The sequence below is a fragment of the Trabulsiella odontotermitis genome (genome assembly GCF_030053895.1).
Classification (GTDB): Bacteria; Pseudomonadota; Gammaproteobacteria; order Enterobacterales; family Enterobacteriaceae; genus Trabulsiella; species Trabulsiella odontotermitis_C.
Genome location: NZ_CP125781.1, coordinates 3,379,399 through 3,394,544, shown reverse-complemented (window position 1 = coordinate 3,394,544; position 15,146 = coordinate 3,379,399). Strand labels below are relative to the sequence as shown.

Sequence of the window (15,146 nt, the reverse complement as noted above, 5' to 3'; positions counted from 1 at the left end):
GTCGTTGATAAGTATATCTGTTTATTACGGTAAGTTCGCTAGTAATAAAGCAACCCGGTACACTAATAAAGAAACAGGAAGAAAGTCCGGAATCGACATGAAGGAAACTATGACGCTTTTGCAATTAGACGATGTCGGGTATCGCCCCGACAACACCACCATCCTCAGTCATATTCATCTCACGCTGGAGCCTGGCGAATTTAAGCTGATTACCGGCCCTTCAGGCTGTGGGAAAAGCACACTGCTGAAGATTATCGCCTCGCTGCTGAGCCCGACAGAGGGCGCCATTCTGTTTGAAGGTAAAGACATTACCACGCTGTCGCCGGAAACGTACCGGCAGCAGGTGTCTTACTGTGCGCAAACGCCGACGCTGTTCGGTGCCACGGTTTACGACAACCTGATTTTTCCGTGGCAAATCCGCAATCAGACGCCCGATCCGAAAACATTCCTTGCCGATCTGACCCGCTTTGGTTTAGCGCACGAGACGCTGGAGAAATCCATATCTGAATTGTCGGGTGGCGAAAAACAACGAGTGTCGCTGATCCGTAATCTCCAGTTCCTGCCAAAAGTGCTGTTGCTGGATGAGATCACCAGCGCGCTGGATGAGCGCAACAAACAGAACGTCAATGAGATAGTGCATCGCTACGTGCAGGAGAAGCAAATCGCCGTGCTGTGGGTGACGCATGATAAAGACGAAATCGCCCATGCGGATGATGTGATCACCCTGCAGACGCATGCCAGAGCAGAAGAGCCGGAGGCAAACCGTGAACGGGCATAATATTACTAACGAATCGCTGGCATTATCGATGGTCCTGGTCTTCGTTGCGATTATAGTGAGTTATCGCGAAAAACTGGCGCTGGAAAAAGACATCATCTGGAGTATTTGCCGGGCGGTGGTGCAGTTAATTATCGTTGGCTATGTCCTGAAATATATATTTAACGTTAACCATGCAGTGCTGACGTTATTAATGGTGTTGTTTATTTGCTTTAACGCGGCATATAACGCGATGAAACGCAGTAAATACATCGATAAAGCCTTTGTTTCGTCGTTTATCGCGATTACCACCGGCGCCGGATTAACGCTGGCGGTGCTGGTATTTTCCGGTTCGATTGAATTTGTCCCGATGCAGGTGATCCCCATTTCCGGGATGATTGCCGGCAACGCGATGGTGGCGGTAGGGTTGTGCTACAACAATCTCGGCCAGCGTTTCAGCAGCGAGCAACAGCAGATTCAGGAGAAGCTGAGCCTTGGTGCGACACCGAAAATGGCTTCCGCTCAGCTCATTCGCGACAGCATCCGCGCGTCGTTGATTCCGACCGTGGATTCGGCGAAAACTGTCGGGCTGGTAAGCCTGCCGGGGATGATGTCAGGGTTAATATTTGCCGGGATCGATCCGGTTAAAGCGATTAAGTATCAGATTATGGTGACGTTTATGTTGCTGTCGACAGCCAGCCTGTCGACGATCATCGCCTGCTATCTGACGTATCGTAAGTTTTATAACGACCGTCACCAGCTGGTGGTGACGGTGTTGAAGAAACACTGAAGGGAAAGACGAGCACTTAGTACAGCAGCGAGTAAAGCTGGCGGCGGTATTTCGACGCCAGTGCATCGCCGGTGCCGAGCGCGGCAAGGATTTCCTGCAACATTTTGCGCGCCTGTCCGTCCGCGGCGCCTAAATCTTTACGCAGATGGCTGAACAGCAATTCCAGCGCCTCTTCGTTACGCCCCACCTGATGCAACTGAAGCGCCAGCTTCGAGGCCAGCGCCGCGTCATCCGGGTTCTGCTCTACCTGCTGTTGCAACTGCTGGATTTCCGGTGTATCTGCCGCCTGCTTCAGCAGTTCAATTTGCGCTACCAGTCCCTGATAACGGGTGTCCTGATCCTGCAACGGTATGGTTTTCAGCACCGCTTCAGCGTCTTCCGAACGGTTTAGCGCAATCTGCGTTTCTGCCAGCAGCAGGCCAATCTGACTCTCCTGACCGGAAAGCTGCCAGGCGTCTTTCAGTAGCGGCAGCGCGTCGGCGTAGTTGCCTTCCTGCATCAGCGCCATCGCCTGTTGCGCTTTTAACTCTTCTTCACGCGGCAGTACTTTGTCGAGCAGGGCGCGAATAGCTTCTTCCGGCTGCGGGCCCTGGAAGCCATCAACCGGCTGACCATTCTGGAACAGATAGACCGTCGGGATGGCGCGCAGGCCAAACTGCGAGGCCACCATTTGCTCCGCATCGCAATCGACCTTCGCCAGAATAAACTGCCCGTTATACTGTGCCGCGAGGCTCTCGAGCACCGGGGTCAGTTGCTCGCAGTGCTGGCTGCGGGCGGACCAGAAATAAAACAGCACTGGCGTCGTCATCGACTGTTCCAGCGTCTGGTGCAGGTTAGCTTCAGTGATATCGATAATATTCTGTACAGACATGGGGCATTCTCTTTAGTCAGTTTCCAATGACATGGGGGCGCGGTCGCGGCCTTCAACTCAGCCGTGCAAAATTTTATCCATCGCGCGATCAGGCAACAGGCGTTTAAGCAGACTGACAACCCGGGTCACCAGCGTCACAGGATAGCGGATTTTCGGTTTGTCGCTGACAAAAGCATGGCGCACTTTTTCAACGACTGCCTCCGGGCCAAGCGTAAAACGGGCAGCGATCCCCGGATTTTCCACCGGTTTGTCGGCTTGAGTCTGGCTGACGTTTTCAAAAAAGCGTGTGCGGATAGGGCCTGGCTCAATCAGGCTCACTTTGATGCCGGAGTGGCGCAGCTCCATGCGCAGCGCGTCAGACCAGGCTTCGAGCGCATATTTACTGGCGGCATACGCGCCTCGGCCCGGCGAAGAGATAAGCCCCATCACCGACGAGGTCATCACAATACGGCCTTCGCCGTACGGCACCATGGCAGGTAACAGGCGCATGGTCAGCTGATGCGCGCCAAAAAAATTGGCAGAAAACTGCTGTTCCATCTGCGTACGGCTGATAGTGGTCAGCAAACCATAAACGCCATAACCGGCGTTATTAAAAATGCCGTACAGGCGATGGTTGGTGAGCGTGAGCACTTCATCTGCCGCGCGATCCACACTTTCGGGGGAGTCGAGATCCAACTGAACACCAGTCAGTCCCTTGCCCTGCATACGCGCCACATCCTCAGGTTTACGGCAGGCGGCCAGCACCCGAAACCCCTGGCGCTTAAGCTCAAGCGCGCTTTCGAGACCAATACCGCTGGAACATCCTGTAATTAAGACCGTTTTTTGCATATCTTTACCTGGAGACGACCCCTGAGACTCAGGAGTCGTGGTTAACTAAGGGAGCCAGACGTGTCGCCATCCAGTCAGCAATGAACGGCTGGGCGTCACGATTGGGGTGAATGCCATCATCCTGCATCCATTGCGGTTTCAGATAGACCTCTTCCATAAAGAACGGCAGGAGAGGGACGCTGAATTCACCGGCAAGCTTTGGATAAATTGCGCTGAACGCCTCATTATACCGACGCCCGTAGTTGGCGGGCAGACGAATTTGCATCAGCACGGGCCGGGCATTTGCCGCTTTGATATCCTGTAAAATGGTGCGCAGCGTTTGCTCTGTCTGTTGCGGCTGGAAGCCGCGCAGGCCGTCGTTGCCGCCGAGCTCCACCAGCACCCAGTCCGGCTGATGCTGTTTCAGTAATGCGGGCAGGCGCGCCAGCCCCTGCTGCGAAGTATCGCCGCTAATGCTGGCATTGATCACGCGCGTCTGCGGCTGCCATTTGTCATTGAGCAACGCAGGCCAGGCAGCATTCGCCGCCATACGATAACCGGCGCTCAGGCTGTCACCCAGAACTAACACCGTGTCCGCCGCTGCGGCGCGGACGGCAAACAGAACCAGCAACAGGAAAGGGAAATGCCAGCGGAAAATATACTTGAAGTCCATCATCTTAAGAAGTCCGTCGGTCAGGGGGATCATCAGCTTTCCATCCTTACCGGAGTTGACCTGGTTGTCAAACGGGGGCAAACCCTGGCGCTGATTGGCGAATCGGGTTCGGGCAAATCGACACTGCTGGCGATCCTTGCCGGGCTGGACGATGGCAGCGGCGGTGATGTTCAACTGCTCGGCCAGTCGCTCACCAGCATGGATGAAGAGGCACGGGCGAAACTGCGTGCACAGCATGTTGGTTTTGTTTTTCAGTCATTTATGTTAATTCCCACCCTCAATGCACTGGAGAACGTCGAGCTTCCGGCGTTGCTGCGCGGTGAGAACAGCAACCAGAGCCGCAAGCAGGCCAGCGCGTTGCTGGAACAACTGGGGCTCGGTAAACGCCTCACGCACCTTCCGGCGCAGTTGTCCGGCGGCGAACAGCAGCGTGTGGCGCTGGCCCGCGCCTTTAACGGTCGCCCGGCGTTGCTGTTTGCCGATGAACCTACCGGCAATCTCGATCGCCAGACGGGCGATAAAATTGCCGATCTGCTGTTCAGCCTCAATCAGGAGCATGGCACGACTCTGGTGCTGGTGACCCACGATCCGGCGCTGGCGGCGCGCTGCGACCGACGTTTGCGGCTGGTGGACGGGCAGTTGCAGGAGGAAGCATGATTGCACGCTGGTTCTGGCGCGAGTGGCGCTCGCCCTCGCTGCTGATCGTCTGGATGGCGCTAAGCCTGGCCGTCGCCTGCGTGCTGGCGCTGGGCAATATCAGCGATCGAATGGAAAAAGGGCTCAATCAGCAAAGCCGTGATTTTATGGCCGGGGATCGTCAGTTGCGCAGCTCCCGCGAAGTGCCTGAGGCGTGGATCGCCAGAGCGCGCGAGGAGGGGCTGAAAGTCGGCGAACAACTGAACTTCACCACCATGACTTTTGCGGGGGATACGCCGCAGTTAGCTAACGTCAAAGCGGTGGACGATCTCTATCCGCTGTATGGCAAGCTGGAAACCGATCCGCCAGGACTGAAACCGACCGCCGGAACGGTGCTGCTGGCACCACGGTTGATGGCGTTGCTGGATCTCAAACCCGGCGACAATATTGACGTGGGCGATGCTACCCTGCGGATCGCCGGGGTGGTAGTGCAGGAGCCGGACGGCGGATTTAATCCTTTCCAGATGGCGCCGCGGCTGATGATGAACATGGCCGATGTGGCGAAAACCGGGGCAGTTCAGCCCGGGAGCCGCGTCAGCTGGCGCTATAAATTTGCCGGTACGCCGGACCAGCTCGAAAGTTACGAGAAATGGCTGCTGCCGCAACTCAAGCCGGAACATCGCTGGTACGGGCTGGAGCAAGACGACGGTGCGCTGGGGAAATCGCTGGAGCGTTCGCAACAATTTTTGCTGCTTTCCGCGTTACTGACGCTACTGTTGGCGGTGGCAGCCGTGGCGGTAGCGATGGGGCACTATTGCCGCAGCCGTTACGATCTGGTGGCTATCCTGAAAACGCTGGGCGCCGGGCGGTCACAGTTACGTAAGCTGATTATCGGCCAGTGGTTGTTGTTGCTGGTGATTTCCGTGGTCACCGGGGGTGTCATCGGGCTGTTGTTTGAGCAAATCTTGATGATCCTGCTAAAGCCGGTGTTGCCCGCCACGCTGCCGCCCGCCAGTTTCTGGCCGTGGCTGTGGGCGGTCGGCGCGATGGTGGTGATTTCGCTGCTGGTCGGTCTGCGTCCCTACCGGTTGCTGCTGGCGACGCAGCCGCTGCGCGTACTGCGCGGTGACGTCGTCGCGCAGGTCTGGCCGCTGCACTATTACATCCCGGTGATCACCGTGGTGGTCATTCTGCTGTTGGCGTGGCTGATGGGCGGCAGCATGCTGCTGTGGTCGGTGCTGGCTGGCGCGGTGGTGCTGGCGCTGCTGTGCGGTGTGGTGGGCTGGATCCTGCTCAACGTCCTTAAACGACTGACGCTGAAAGCGCTGCCGCTGCGCCTCGCTGTTAACCGTCTGCTGCGCCAGCCGTGGGCCACGCTCAGCCAGCTGGCGGCTTTCTCGCTGTCGTTCATGCTGCTGGCGCTGTTATTGGTGTTGCGCGGCGATCTGCTGGATCGCTGGCAACAGCAGTTACCGCCGGAAAGCCCGAACTACTTCCTGATTAACATTGCGCCGGAGCAGGTGGCACCGGTGAAAGCGTTTCTTGCCGGGCATCAGGTGACGCCGGAAGCGTTTTACCCGATCGTCCGCGCGCGTCTGACGCAAATTAACGGCGAGCCGACGGAAGGCAACAGTGATGAATCCCTTAACCGCGAACTGAATCTGACCTGGCAGAGCCAGCGCCCGGAGCATAATCCGATCGTCGACGGTAACTGGCCGCCGAAAGCCGGAGAAGTGTCCATCGAAGAGGGGCTGGCCGAACGGCTGAATATTAAAACTGGCGATAGCGTCACGTTTACCGGCGATACCCAGGAGTTTACGGCAAAAGTCACCAGTATCCGTAAAGTTGACTGGGAGAGCCTGCGTCCTAACTTCTTCTTTATTTTCCCGCCAGGCGCGCTGGACGGACAGCCGCAGAGCTGGCTGACCAGTTTCCGCTGGGATAACGGCAATACGCTGCTGACTCAGCTGAATCGCCAGTTCCCGACCGTCAGTCTGCTGGATATCGGCGCGATCCTCCAGCAGGTCGGGCAGGTGCTGGGGCAGGTGAGCCGGGCGCTGGAAGTGATGGTGGTGCTGGTCACCGCCTGCGGTATTTTGCTGTTGCTGGCGCAGGTGCAGGTCGGTATGCGTCAGCGCCATCAGGAGCTGGTGGTCTACCGTACGCTTGGCGCAGGCAAACGGCTGTTGCGGCTGACGCTATGGGCGGAATTCGCTCTTCTGGGTGTGGTCTCCGGGCTGGTGGCTGCTATTGGCGCGGAAACCGCACTGGCGGTATTGCAGACGAAGGTGTTTGATTTTCCGTGGGAGCCTGACTGGCGGCTGTGGGTCACGCTGCCTGTCTGCGGGGCGATTCTGCTGTCGCTGTGCGGCGGCTGGCTCGGCACCCGCCTGCTGAAAGGCAAAGCGCTGTTCCGCCAGTTCAGCGGTTGAGTGATGAAAAAACAGGCGGGGTTTCCCGCCTGTTTTCACACTATTTTCTCAGCCACGCCTTCACGCTCTGCCAGTTGCCGCGAAAAACGACGTTCCCGGCTTTGCGTTCCAGTTGATAGCGATACATTGGATCGTAATACTCATTCAGCAGCGGCACCAGCCAACTGAAATGCACCTCGGTTGAGCCTGTCCGCTGTTGTTGCAGTAGCGCGGTATCGAGGTGGTCAGTCAACTGTGCAAAACGCTGTAACCCCAGACGGCGGCGGATAGCGAACAACCCGTGATGCAGATACTCGCTGTACGCCTGCCAGCCCGCGTCTTCGCCCATCGCGGCGATAAAATCGCGATGCATGCGGGTGAAATACTCTTCCCGCAGACGTTCGAGGCGAATTTCAAACGGATCTTCCACCACCGCAATCGGCGACTGCGCCATACGCTCGCGCAGGCATTCCGGCAGATGGTTGGCACCAATCATATGGCCTTCATCTTCCAGCACCCAGCGCAGGCTGTCGTTCTGCCGGGCGTTTTTCAGCAGCGCCACGGCCAGGTGATTTTCGAACGAGGCCTGCGGCAGTTGTGCCTGCAGCGTACGGCCAAATGACGACCCGCGATGGTGCGCCAGCCCTTCGAGATCGATCCCCTGCGCTATTTCGCGCACCAGTTGCGTTTTGCCGTTGCCGGTACAGCCGCCGACCAGCACCAGCGGATGCTGCACCAGCGACTCCGTCGCCTGAATGGCGGCCTGGCGCAGCGCTTTATAGCCACCAATCACCAGCGGAAAATCAATGCCGTTTTCTTTCAGCCATTGCTGAACAATGTGCGAACGCTGCCCGCCGCGGGCGCAGCTCAGGTAGCCGTGCGGGTAACGGGCGCAGGCCTCGCGCCAGGCGGTGAGGCGGCAGGCGCGTTTTTCGCCGCTGACTAACTGATGGCCGAGCGCCAGCGCGGCTTGCGAACCGTTACGCTTGTAGCAGGTGCCGACAGCGGCACGTTCGTCGTCATCCATCAGCGGAAGATTTACGGCGGCAGGCATCGCGCCCTGGCTGAATTCAACCGGGGCGCGAACATCAATAATGGGGATATCCGCGCTAAGGATCGCGCAGTAATCCGTCCCATCGTTCATGGGCAAATCCTTCTGTGGAAATCTGAAGCCGGTTAAGGCATCGGGGAAGTTTACGCGCCATGAGGTGTGCCGGGGAAGAGGGAAGTGCGGAATTCCCCGGCGAAAGCGGTTATTTCAGATGATCTTGCGCCCACGCGATACCGCTGGCGTATTCGGCGGGCAGAAGCGGCGTCAGCGCTTCGAGTGTGGCGTGCAGCCTGTCGGTGTCGGTGTCGTTCAGATTGAGATGTCCGACTTTGCGGCCCGGACGGACGTCTTTGTCGTACCAGTGCAGATGCACCAGCGGCAGCTTCAGCCAGTCGTAATTCAGGTCAGTGCCGATCAGGTTGATCATCACCGACGGGCTGTTGACCACCGGCGGCGGCAGCGGTAAATCGGTCACGCCGCGCAGATGCAGCTCAAACTGGCTGATTGATGCGCCGTTCTGCGTCCAGTGCCCGCTGTTGTGAACCCGTGGCGCCAGTTCGTTAATCAACAAGCCAGATGGCGTGACAAAACACTCCATCGCCATCACGCCGACGTAATTCAGTTCGTTCATGATCGCGGTGAGCATTTTCTCCGCTTGCGTCTGCTGGCGGGCATCGGCCTGCGGGAAGGCCACGCTGACGCGTAAAATGCCGTCCTGATGCAAATTGTGCGTCAGCGGGTAGAATACGGTGCTGCCGTCATGAGCGCGGGCACCGACCAGCGATACCTCGCCGGAGAATTTAATGCCCTGCTCAACAATACATTCGCCGTAGCATTCCTGCGGCAGTTCGTCGGTTTCGCCAGCGCGAAGACGCCACTGACCACGACCGTCATAACCCCCGGTGCGGCGCTTAACGATAGCCAGCTCACCAAGACGGGCAAATACGCCCGGCCATTCACTGGCACTCGCCAGCAACTGCCACGGCGCGGTGGGCAGGTCGAGCTTATCGAACAGCGATTTTTGCGTCAGGCGGTCGGCGATAATCGGGAAGACGTCGCGGTTGACGAACGCCGGGTGACGCGCCAGTTCGCGGGTCAGCGCCGTTTCCGGCCAGCGCTCGATTTCAGCGGTGATCACGCTCTGATGAAACGGCACCGCTTCGGGATCCGCTTCCAGGCCGACCGGCCAGACAGCAATCCCCAGCGGTTCACCTGCCTGGCGCAGCATCCGGCCAAGCTGGCCGTTGCCGAGCACGCATACCTGCTTCATGCCGCACCCCGCGGGTCCGGGTTATCCAGCACGTCATCCGTTTGTGCTTTGCGCCAGTCGCTCAGACGCTGGTGCAACGCCGCGTCATGCTGGGCGAGAATTTGTGCTGCCAGCAGTGCCGCGTTTGCCGCACCCGCTTTACCGATCGCCAGCGTTCCCACCGGGATCCCGCGCGGCATCTGGACGATGGAGTAGAGGCTGTCCACCCCGCTCAGCGCGGCGCTTTGCACCGGTACACCGAGCACCGGCACCAGGGTTTTCGCGGCAATCATGCCCGGCAGATGCGCCGCGCCGCCTGCGCCCGCAATAATCACCTGATAGCCATTCGCTTCCGCGCTTTCGGCAAAGCTGAACAGTTTGTCCGGGGTACGGTGAGCGGAAACCACTTCGGTGTGGTACGGAACATTCAGGGTGTCGAGGATTTCGCTGGCGAACTGCATGGTTGCCCAGTCGCTTTTGGACCCCATAACGATGGCGATACGTGCCGGATTAGTGCGGGAAGACATGCGTCTTAAAACTCCTGTGGGTGTCATACACACTGCTGCAGAGGGCACAGAGAATAGCACGGAAAACCGGCAAGGAAAACGGTTGCGCAGCCATGAAATCATGATACCCGAACGGGGTCAGAATAAATTCTGCTGGAAGATAACCGGCTGTAACAGGTGTGGATCCACCCCGGTGGCGTCACCGAGTAAAAAGGGGCTTTGTGGATCATGCTTTTTGAAATTGCTGTTGGCCAGGTTGTGATTGAAGGTGGCGTAGCAGTATTTGCAGCCATGCAGGCAGGTATTGTATGCACCGATATCGATACTTTTGACACAGCCGCAGGCTTCACGCTGACCGGGGTCTTTACCGTTTGCCAGTGACAGGCCAAACAGCGTGTTGATCAGCGCATCGTCAATGCATTTGCCATGCAGAATGCCCTGCATCGCCAGGTCAACGTCCTCAGCGCAGGAATAAATCGCCAGACCATGCTGCCGGGCGATTTCCGCCATCTTTTGCGATAGCGACAGGCAAAGTTCATGGTTGTGGGTAATATCGCTGTATATCAGCGAATCGACGGTTTTCAGGTTTTTTTCCGTTTTTTGATAAAAATCCGCAAAGCTAATGACGACACGGCGGGTGTGGCCTTCCAGTTCACCCGCCAGTTTGCTGAACAGGCGAAGATGCTCATCAAAAGGCAGCATGTTAGAGAACAGGATAGGATCGTAACGCCAGATCACTTTGTCAGCGCCCACTTTCGCTGACAACTGTTTGAACACATCGATCGCCTTATGCGGATTGAGTGTTTTTGCTTCCAGCACGCGCGGGTAACCCGTGATGGTGAACTGGAAATAAAAGCGATGCCCGAGTTCGGTCAGTTCATCAAGGTAAGGGAGCAATTTAGTGGGGTTGCGCGTCCAGAAAACAATAGCGTCAACATCTTCAGGCAGCAGCGAGACGCGCGAAACCTGATGATAGTTAAACGGATTGCGGGTCAGCAAAAACCCCGCGCGAATACGGTTCATCAACCATTCGCTATAAAACGCAGGAATGTCAGTGCGGCGACTGGCGCTGATGATCATCGCGTGTATTCCAGGATTTGGTAGTTCATATAGCTGTTCGTCAGCACCGGATTGTGGACGACCCGGCATTTACAATCCAGCTCAACACCTTCTTCGCAAAGATGTATTCCTTGCGGGTAGTCGAAACCATAATTTATCCCTTTCAGACCCTGAAATTCATGGTCTCCCCGGTAAAATGTCTCATCACTGGGATCTTCAGTTGTGAAGCCCTGCTTTAACATGGCGTCATGAAAGTAAGAGAAAAGTTCCACATGATGGCGGTTAAGGTTGTGATTGACGGTAATAAAAGAATTGAGGAAGTAAACGGTATCTTTTGGTGTATTGGCTATTCTTCTGGCGAACGCCTGCATATCAATGTTTTCAGCAATATCACCCAGGGATTTTGGAAAGATAAAAACATCTGAATCATCAAGTTCCGTTTGCCTGATGTCGGCAATGGACATCGTTTTTAAGCACAGGTTATCCTCGCTTTCAGGAAGTAAATTTCTTGTTTTCCATTTGCAGATGTCATAACCAGAATAATCGAATTCAATATCTTCCAGATTATGCAGGAGCGCAAAATAATCCGGATAAAGGCCACAGCCAAAAGAAGAGACGTTTATTTCGTCTATCTCTTTCTTTTTCAATCTATTAGCAAGTTTTCTGGCCAGCACGCAATATTCAAAGTAATAAGCGGGAAAGTATTTCAGAGCATAGATTTTTTGATAAATTTTATCATCATAATTGCCATTGATCGGCGATGCGTCAGAGTAACCACACAAATCACCATCCTGCATGATGCTGTCATAGAAATTATTAACAACCTCATGGATAAAATCACGTTCTATGTTCATAACGATCCCGCAATATTGATTATTGCGTTTCAGCATAGCGGTCCCGGTACCCGGGATGATGATCTACATCAGTAGAACATTATGAGAAAAGAAAATTTAAAACGGGAAGGCAATGAGTTCAACATTCTCAGCCGTGACTTTGATCATCGACCCTTCACTGTGCCAGGCGCCCAGCACTGCGCGAAACGCCTCGTTGCCGTTGGCCTGCAGGGCATGAATCGCCGGGCGATGGGTATGCCCGTGGATCAACCACTGGACGTGGTGTTTTTCCATCACGCTGACTACCGCCTGAGGATTGACGTCCATCATCTCTAACGATTTGCTGCTGTAGGCGGCTTTACTGCTTGCGCGCATTCGGGCGGCGATTTTCTGGCGGATAAACAACGGCAGGGCGAGAAACAGCGTCTGGATCCACGGCGTGTGTACTTTTTTGCGCAACGCCTGATACCCGGTATCGTCGGTACAGAGTGTGTCACCATGCAGGATCAGTACCCGGCGACCGTTGATATCCAGCACCTTTTCTTCCGGCAGCAGGATCATCCCGCTTTCCCGCGCGAACCGTTTGCCGACGAGGAAATCCCGGTTGCCGTGGATGAAATAGCAAGGAACGCCTGTATCCACCAGCGCATGAATGGCGGCGGCAATCTCACGATACAGCGGGTTTGGGTCGTCATCGCCGATCCAGGCTTCAAACAGATCGCCCAGAATATAGAGCGCGTCCGCCTGGCGGGCTTCGCCGCTTAAAAATCGCAGAAAACCGGCGGTGATCGCCGGTTCTTCTGTGTGCAGATGCAAGTCTGCGATGAAGAGCGTCGCCACGAATTACTCGCTGACGCTCACGCTTTCGATGATGACGTCCTCTTTCGGCACGTCCTGATGCATCCCGCTGCGGCCGGTGGCGACGCCTTTGATTTTGTCTACCACGTCCATCCCTTCAGCGACTTCGGCAAACACGCAGTAGCCCCAGCCCTGCAGGCTTTCGCCGGAGAAGTTGAGGAAGTCGTTATCCGCGACGTTGATGAAGAACTGCGCAGTAGCGGAGTGCGGTGCCTGAGTACGGGCCATTGCCAGCGTACCACGGCTGTTTTTCAGACCGTTGTTGGCTTCGTTTTTGATCGCCGCTTTGGTCTCTTTCTGATGCATGCCAGGCTCGAAACCGCCGCCCTGGATCATAAACCCATTGATTACACGGTGGAAAATGGTGTTGTTATAGAAACCTTCACGGCAATAGTCCAGGAAGTTTTTAACTGTTTCAGGCGCTTTTTCATCAAAAGTTTTGATAACGATATCGCCATGATTAGTGTGGAAAGTAACCATTTTTGCATCCTGTTCCGGTAGAGTAGTGCGTAGACCCAACAGTGGGTCAGATGTAGGGGGCTGTTATAGCATAACCTTGGGGCGGGATCATCTTGCAATGTGTGCTGCTTCCGGATTGAATTACGGGTAGAATACGCGCTTTTCGTTCACACACGGATATATGGAATCTTCGATGCTAAAAATCTTCAACACCATGACTCGTCAGAAAGAGGAATTCAAACCCATTCGTGCCGGGGAAGTCGGCATGTACGTGTGTGGCATTACTGTTTACGATCTCTGTCATATTGGTCATGGTCGTACGTTCGTGGCGTTTGATGTCGTGACGCGCTATTTGCGCTTCCTCGGCTACAAACTGAAATACGTGCGAAATATCACCGATATCGACGACAAAATCATTAAGCGTGCGAATGAAAACGGCGAAAGTTTTGTCGCGCTGGTCGATCGCATGATCGCCGAAATGCACAAAGATTTTGATGCACTTAATATTCTGCGCCCGGACAGCGAACCGCGCGCCACGCACCATATTCACGAAATCATTGAGATCACCGAACGTCTGATTGAACGCGGTCATGCGTATGTGGCGGACAATGGCGACGTGATGTTCTCTGTGCCGACCGACCCGACCTACGGTCAGTTATCGCGTCAGGATCTGGATCAACTGCAGGCAGGCGCGCGCGTTGACGTGGTGGACGTTAAGCGTAACCCGATGGACTTCGTGTTGTGGAAAATGTCCAAGGCGGGCGAGCCAAGCTGGCCGTCACCGTGGGGCGAAGGGCGTCCGGGCTGGCACATTGAATGTTCAGCCATGAACTGCAAACAGCTGGGCACCCATTTTGATATTCACGGCGGCGGTTCGGATCTGATGTTCCCGCATCACGAAAACGAGATCGCGCAGTCTACCTGTGCGCACGACGGCGAATACGTCAACACCTGGATGCACTCCGGGATGGTGATGGTGGATCGCGAAAAAATGTCCAAATCGCTGGGCAACTTCTTTACCGTGCGCGACGTGCTGAAGTATTACGATCCGGAAACCATCCGCTATTTCCTGATGTCCGGTCACTATCGCAGCCAACTGAATTACAGCGAAGAGAACCTCAAACAGGCGCGTTCAGCGCTGGAGCGTCTGTACACGGCACTGCGCGGTACCGATAAATCTGCCGCACCGGCAGGCGGCGAGGCGTTTGAAGCGCGCTTTGTTGAAGCCATGGATGACGATTTCAACACTCCGGAAGCGTATTCCGTGCTGTTCGACATGGCGCGCGATGTTAACCGCCTGAAAACGGAAGATGCCGCGGCGGCGAATGCGATGGCGTCACATATGCGTAAACTCGCTGGCGTGCTGGGTTTACTGGAGCAGGATCCAGAAACCTTCCTGCAGAGCGGGGCGCAGGCGGATGACGATGAAGTGGCAGAGATTGAAGCGCTGATCAAACAACGTCTGGAAGCCCGTCAGGCGAAAGACTGGGCCGCAGCCGACGCGGCGCGCGACCGCCTGAACGAGATGGGCATCATCCTCGAAGACGGCCCGCAGGGCACCACCTGGCGCCGTAAGTAAATCAGTCATGCCCGGTGGCACAATGCCTGCCGGGCGTGGAATTTAACGCCGCTTCCACCACAATAATCCCATCACCACCACGCCCGGCAACCACACCCACAACAGCTCAGACATGATCACCTGATGGCCGTATGGTGTGGTATAGCGCGACAGCGCGAACGGCGCGACTTTGATTACCTGCCACGGCGCGAAGAAGCGTTCATCCGACCATGGCCACAGCCAGCCAACCCCTCTGCCGCCGGTCGTCACTGAATCCAGCAGGCTGTGTGACAGCAGCGACACCGTCAGAAACAGCCAGCAGCGCGTCAGGCCCGCGCGGAACCATCGTCGCCCGATGAGCACGCACAACAGCGGTACCACGAAGGCAAACAGCAACGAGTGGGTGAACCCACGATGGCCAAAAATATTGCCGTAGGCGATGCCGAATTTGAATGCCAGCACGTCGGCATCCGGCAGCATCGCCAGCGCGATGCCAGCCAGCAGCAGGCGAGGCGGAATAACGCGGGTGCCGAGCCCCAGTCCGAGACAAAGCGGAACCGCAGCATGAGTGATGATGGTTGGCATAGGGGATCATCCGTGGGGAAAAAAATAATATAGCAGCAACCTCAGC

The 15,146-nt window shown here is 56.1% G+C and carries 16 protein-coding genes; 5 read left to right on the top strand and 11 right to left on the bottom strand.

Annotated features, from left to right (window positions below; genetic code table 11):
* Window positions 1-97: 97 nt before the first annotated feature.
* A complete protein-coding gene (gene fetA / locus QMG90_RS16065) occupies window positions 98-778 on the top strand; it encodes an iron efflux ABC transporter ATP-binding subunit FetA (RefSeq protein ID WP_283280632.1) in 681 nt (226 codons plus the stop codon).
* A complete protein-coding gene (fetB, locus tag QMG90_RS16060) occupies window positions 765-1,544 on the top strand; it encodes an iron efflux ABC transporter permease subunit FetB (RefSeq protein WP_283280630.1) in 780 nt (259 codons plus the stop codon). Before fetA ends, fetB begins: the two co-directional genes overlap by 14 nt.
* A gap of 16 nt (window positions 1,545-1,560) precedes the next feature.
* Here the strand turns inward: fetB and QMG90_RS16055 are convergent, their stop codons facing one another.
* The 3 genes from QMG90_RS16055 to tesA are packed head-to-tail and all read right to left on the bottom strand — an operon-like array spanning window position 1,561 to window position 3,898.
* Window positions 1,561-2,415, bottom strand: a complete 855-nt coding sequence (locus tag QMG90_RS16055) for a co-chaperone YbbN (RefSeq protein WP_283280629.1) — start codon at window positions 2,413-2,415, stop codon at window positions 1,561-1,563.
* 57 nt (window positions 2,416-2,472) lie between these two features.
* Window positions 2,473-3,243, bottom strand: coding sequence for an SDR family oxidoreductase (locus QMG90_RS16050; RefSeq protein ID WP_283280628.1), 771 nt, complete (start codon window positions 3,241-3,243; stop codon window positions 2,473-2,475).
* Between the two features lie 28 nt (window positions 3,244-3,271).
* Window positions 3,272-3,898, bottom strand: coding sequence for a multifunctional acyl-CoA thioesterase I/protease I/lysophospholipase L1 (tesA, locus tag QMG90_RS16045; protein WP_283280627.1), 627 nt, complete (start codon window positions 3,896-3,898; stop codon window positions 3,272-3,274).
* Here tesA and ybbA point away from each other — a divergent pair.
* Window positions 3,866-4,552, top strand: a complete 687-nt coding sequence (gene ybbA, locus QMG90_RS16040; RefSeq protein ID WP_283280625.1) for a putative ABC transporter ATP-binding protein YbbA — start codon at window positions 3,866-3,868, stop codon at window positions 4,550-4,552. The two genes, tesA and ybbA, sit on opposite strands and share 33 nt — an antisense overlap.
* Window positions 4,549-6,963: a putative ABC transporter permease subunit YbbP gene (ybbP, locus tag QMG90_RS16035; RefSeq protein ID WP_283280623.1), complete on the top strand. Its 2,415-nt coding sequence runs from the start codon at window positions 4,549-4,551 to the stop codon at window positions 6,961-6,963. Before ybbA ends, ybbP begins: the two co-directional genes overlap by 4 nt.
* A 40-nt stretch (window positions 6,964-7,003) precedes the next feature.
* On the opposite strand, the gene mnmH is transcribed toward ybbP, so the two are convergent.
* The 7 genes from mnmH to ppiB all read right to left on the bottom strand — a co-directional run bounded on the left by mnmH (window position 7,004) and on the right by ppiB (window position 12,978).
* Complete coding sequence (gene mnmH, locus QMG90_RS16030) at window positions 7,004-8,086, bottom strand: tRNA 2-selenouridine(34) synthase MnmH (protein ID WP_283280622.1); 1,083 nt, start codon at window positions 8,084-8,086, stop codon at window positions 7,004-7,006.
* Between the two features lie 109 nt (window positions 8,087-8,195).
* A complete protein-coding gene (gene purK / locus QMG90_RS16025) occupies window positions 8,196-9,263 on the bottom strand; it encodes a 5-(carboxyamino)imidazole ribonucleotide synthase (protein ID WP_283280621.1) in 1,068 nt (355 codons plus the stop codon).
* On the bottom strand, window positions 9,260-9,769 hold the full coding sequence (gene purE, locus QMG90_RS16020) for a 5-(carboxyamino)imidazole ribonucleotide mutase (RefSeq protein WP_283280619.1): 510 nt from the start codon (window positions 9,767-9,769) through the stop codon (window positions 9,260-9,262). Before purE ends, purK begins: the two co-directional genes overlap by 4 nt.
* 117 nt (window positions 9,770-9,886) lie before the next feature.
* Window positions 9,887-10,828 carry a DUF1848 domain-containing protein gene (locus tag QMG90_RS16015; protein ID WP_283280618.1) on the bottom strand — a complete coding sequence of 314 codons (942 nt, stop codon included), beginning with the start codon at window positions 10,826-10,828 and terminating at the stop codon, window positions 9,887-9,889.
* The gene (locus QMG90_RS16010; RefSeq protein WP_283280617.1) at window positions 10,825-11,697 is read right to left on the bottom strand and encodes a hypothetical protein; all 873 of its coding nucleotides are present in this window, start codon (window positions 11,695-11,697) and stop codon (window positions 10,825-10,827) included. The genes QMG90_RS16015 and QMG90_RS16010 overlap by 4 nt, the downstream gene beginning before the upstream one ends.
* 60 nt (window positions 11,698-11,757) lie before the next feature.
* A complete protein-coding gene (gene lpxH / locus QMG90_RS16005; protein ID WP_283280616.1) occupies window positions 11,758-12,480 on the bottom strand; it encodes a UDP-2,3-diacylglucosamine diphosphatase in 723 nt (240 codons plus the stop codon).
* A 3-nt stretch (window positions 12,481-12,483) separates the two neighbouring features.
* Window positions 12,484-12,978, bottom strand: a complete 495-nt coding sequence (gene ppiB / locus QMG90_RS16000; RefSeq protein ID WP_283280615.1) for a peptidylprolyl isomerase B — start codon at window positions 12,976-12,978, stop codon at window positions 12,484-12,486.
* 172 nt (window positions 12,979-13,150) lie between these two features.
* Between ppiB and cysS the strand changes: the two genes are divergently transcribed.
* Window positions 13,151-14,536, top strand: a complete 1,386-nt coding sequence (gene cysS / locus QMG90_RS15995) for a cysteine--tRNA ligase (protein ID WP_283280614.1) — start codon at window positions 13,151-13,153, stop codon at window positions 14,534-14,536.
* Between the two features lie 42 nt (window positions 14,537-14,578).
* Here the strand turns inward: cysS and QMG90_RS15990 are convergent, their stop codons facing one another.
* A complete protein-coding gene (locus QMG90_RS15990; protein WP_283280613.1) occupies window positions 14,579-15,100 on the bottom strand; it encodes a metal-dependent hydrolase in 522 nt (173 codons plus the stop codon).
* Window positions 15,101-15,146 lie beyond the last annotated feature (46 nt).

Coding starts and splice junctions, on each gene's coding strand:
- fetA (WP_283280632.1), top strand. CDS start 98: ATGAAGGAAACTATGACGCTTTTGCAATTAGACGATGTCGGGTATCGC.
- QMG90_RS16055 (WP_283280629.1), bottom strand. CDS start 2,415: ATGTCTGTACAGAATATTATCGATATCACTGAAGCTAACCTGCACCAG.
- QMG90_RS16050 (WP_283280628.1), bottom strand. CDS start 3,243: ATGCAAAAAACGGTCTTAATTACAGGATGTTCCAGCGGTATTGGTCTC.
- ybbA (WP_283280625.1), top strand. CDS start 3,866: ATGCCAGCGGAAAATATACTTGAAGTCCATCATCTTAAGAAGTCCGTC.
- tesA (WP_283280627.1), bottom strand. CDS start 3,898: ATGATGGACTTCAAGTATATTTTCCGCTGGCATTTCCCTTTCCTGTTG.
- ybbP (WP_283280623.1), top strand. CDS start 4,549: ATGATTGCACGCTGGTTCTGGCGCGAGTGGCGCTCGCCCTCGCTGCTG.
- mnmH (WP_283280622.1), bottom strand. CDS start 8,086: ATGAACGATGGGACGGATTACTGCGCGATCCTTAGCGCGGATATCCCC.
- purK (WP_283280621.1), bottom strand. CDS start 9,263: ATGAAGCAGGTATGCGTGCTCGGCAACGGCCAGCTTGGCCGGATGCTG.
- purE (WP_283280619.1), bottom strand. CDS start 9,769: ATGTCTTCCCGCACTAATCCGGCACGTATCGCCATCGTTATGGGGTCC.
- QMG90_RS16015 (WP_283280618.1), bottom strand. CDS start 10,828: ATGATCATCAGCGCCAGTCGCCGCACTGACATTCCTGCGTTTTATAGC.
- QMG90_RS16010 (WP_283280617.1), bottom strand. CDS start 11,697: ATGCTGAAACGCAATAATCAATATTGCGGGATCGTTATGAACATAGAA.
- ppiB (WP_283280615.1), bottom strand. CDS start 12,978: ATGGTTACTTTCCACACTAATCATGGCGATATCGTTATCAAAACTTTT.
- cysS (WP_283280614.1), top strand. CDS start 13,151: ATGCTAAAAATCTTCAACACCATGACTCGTCAGAAAGAGGAATTCAAA.
- QMG90_RS15990 (WP_283280613.1), bottom strand. CDS start 15,100: ATGCCAACCATCATCACTCATGCTGCGGTTCCGCTTTGTCTCGGACTG.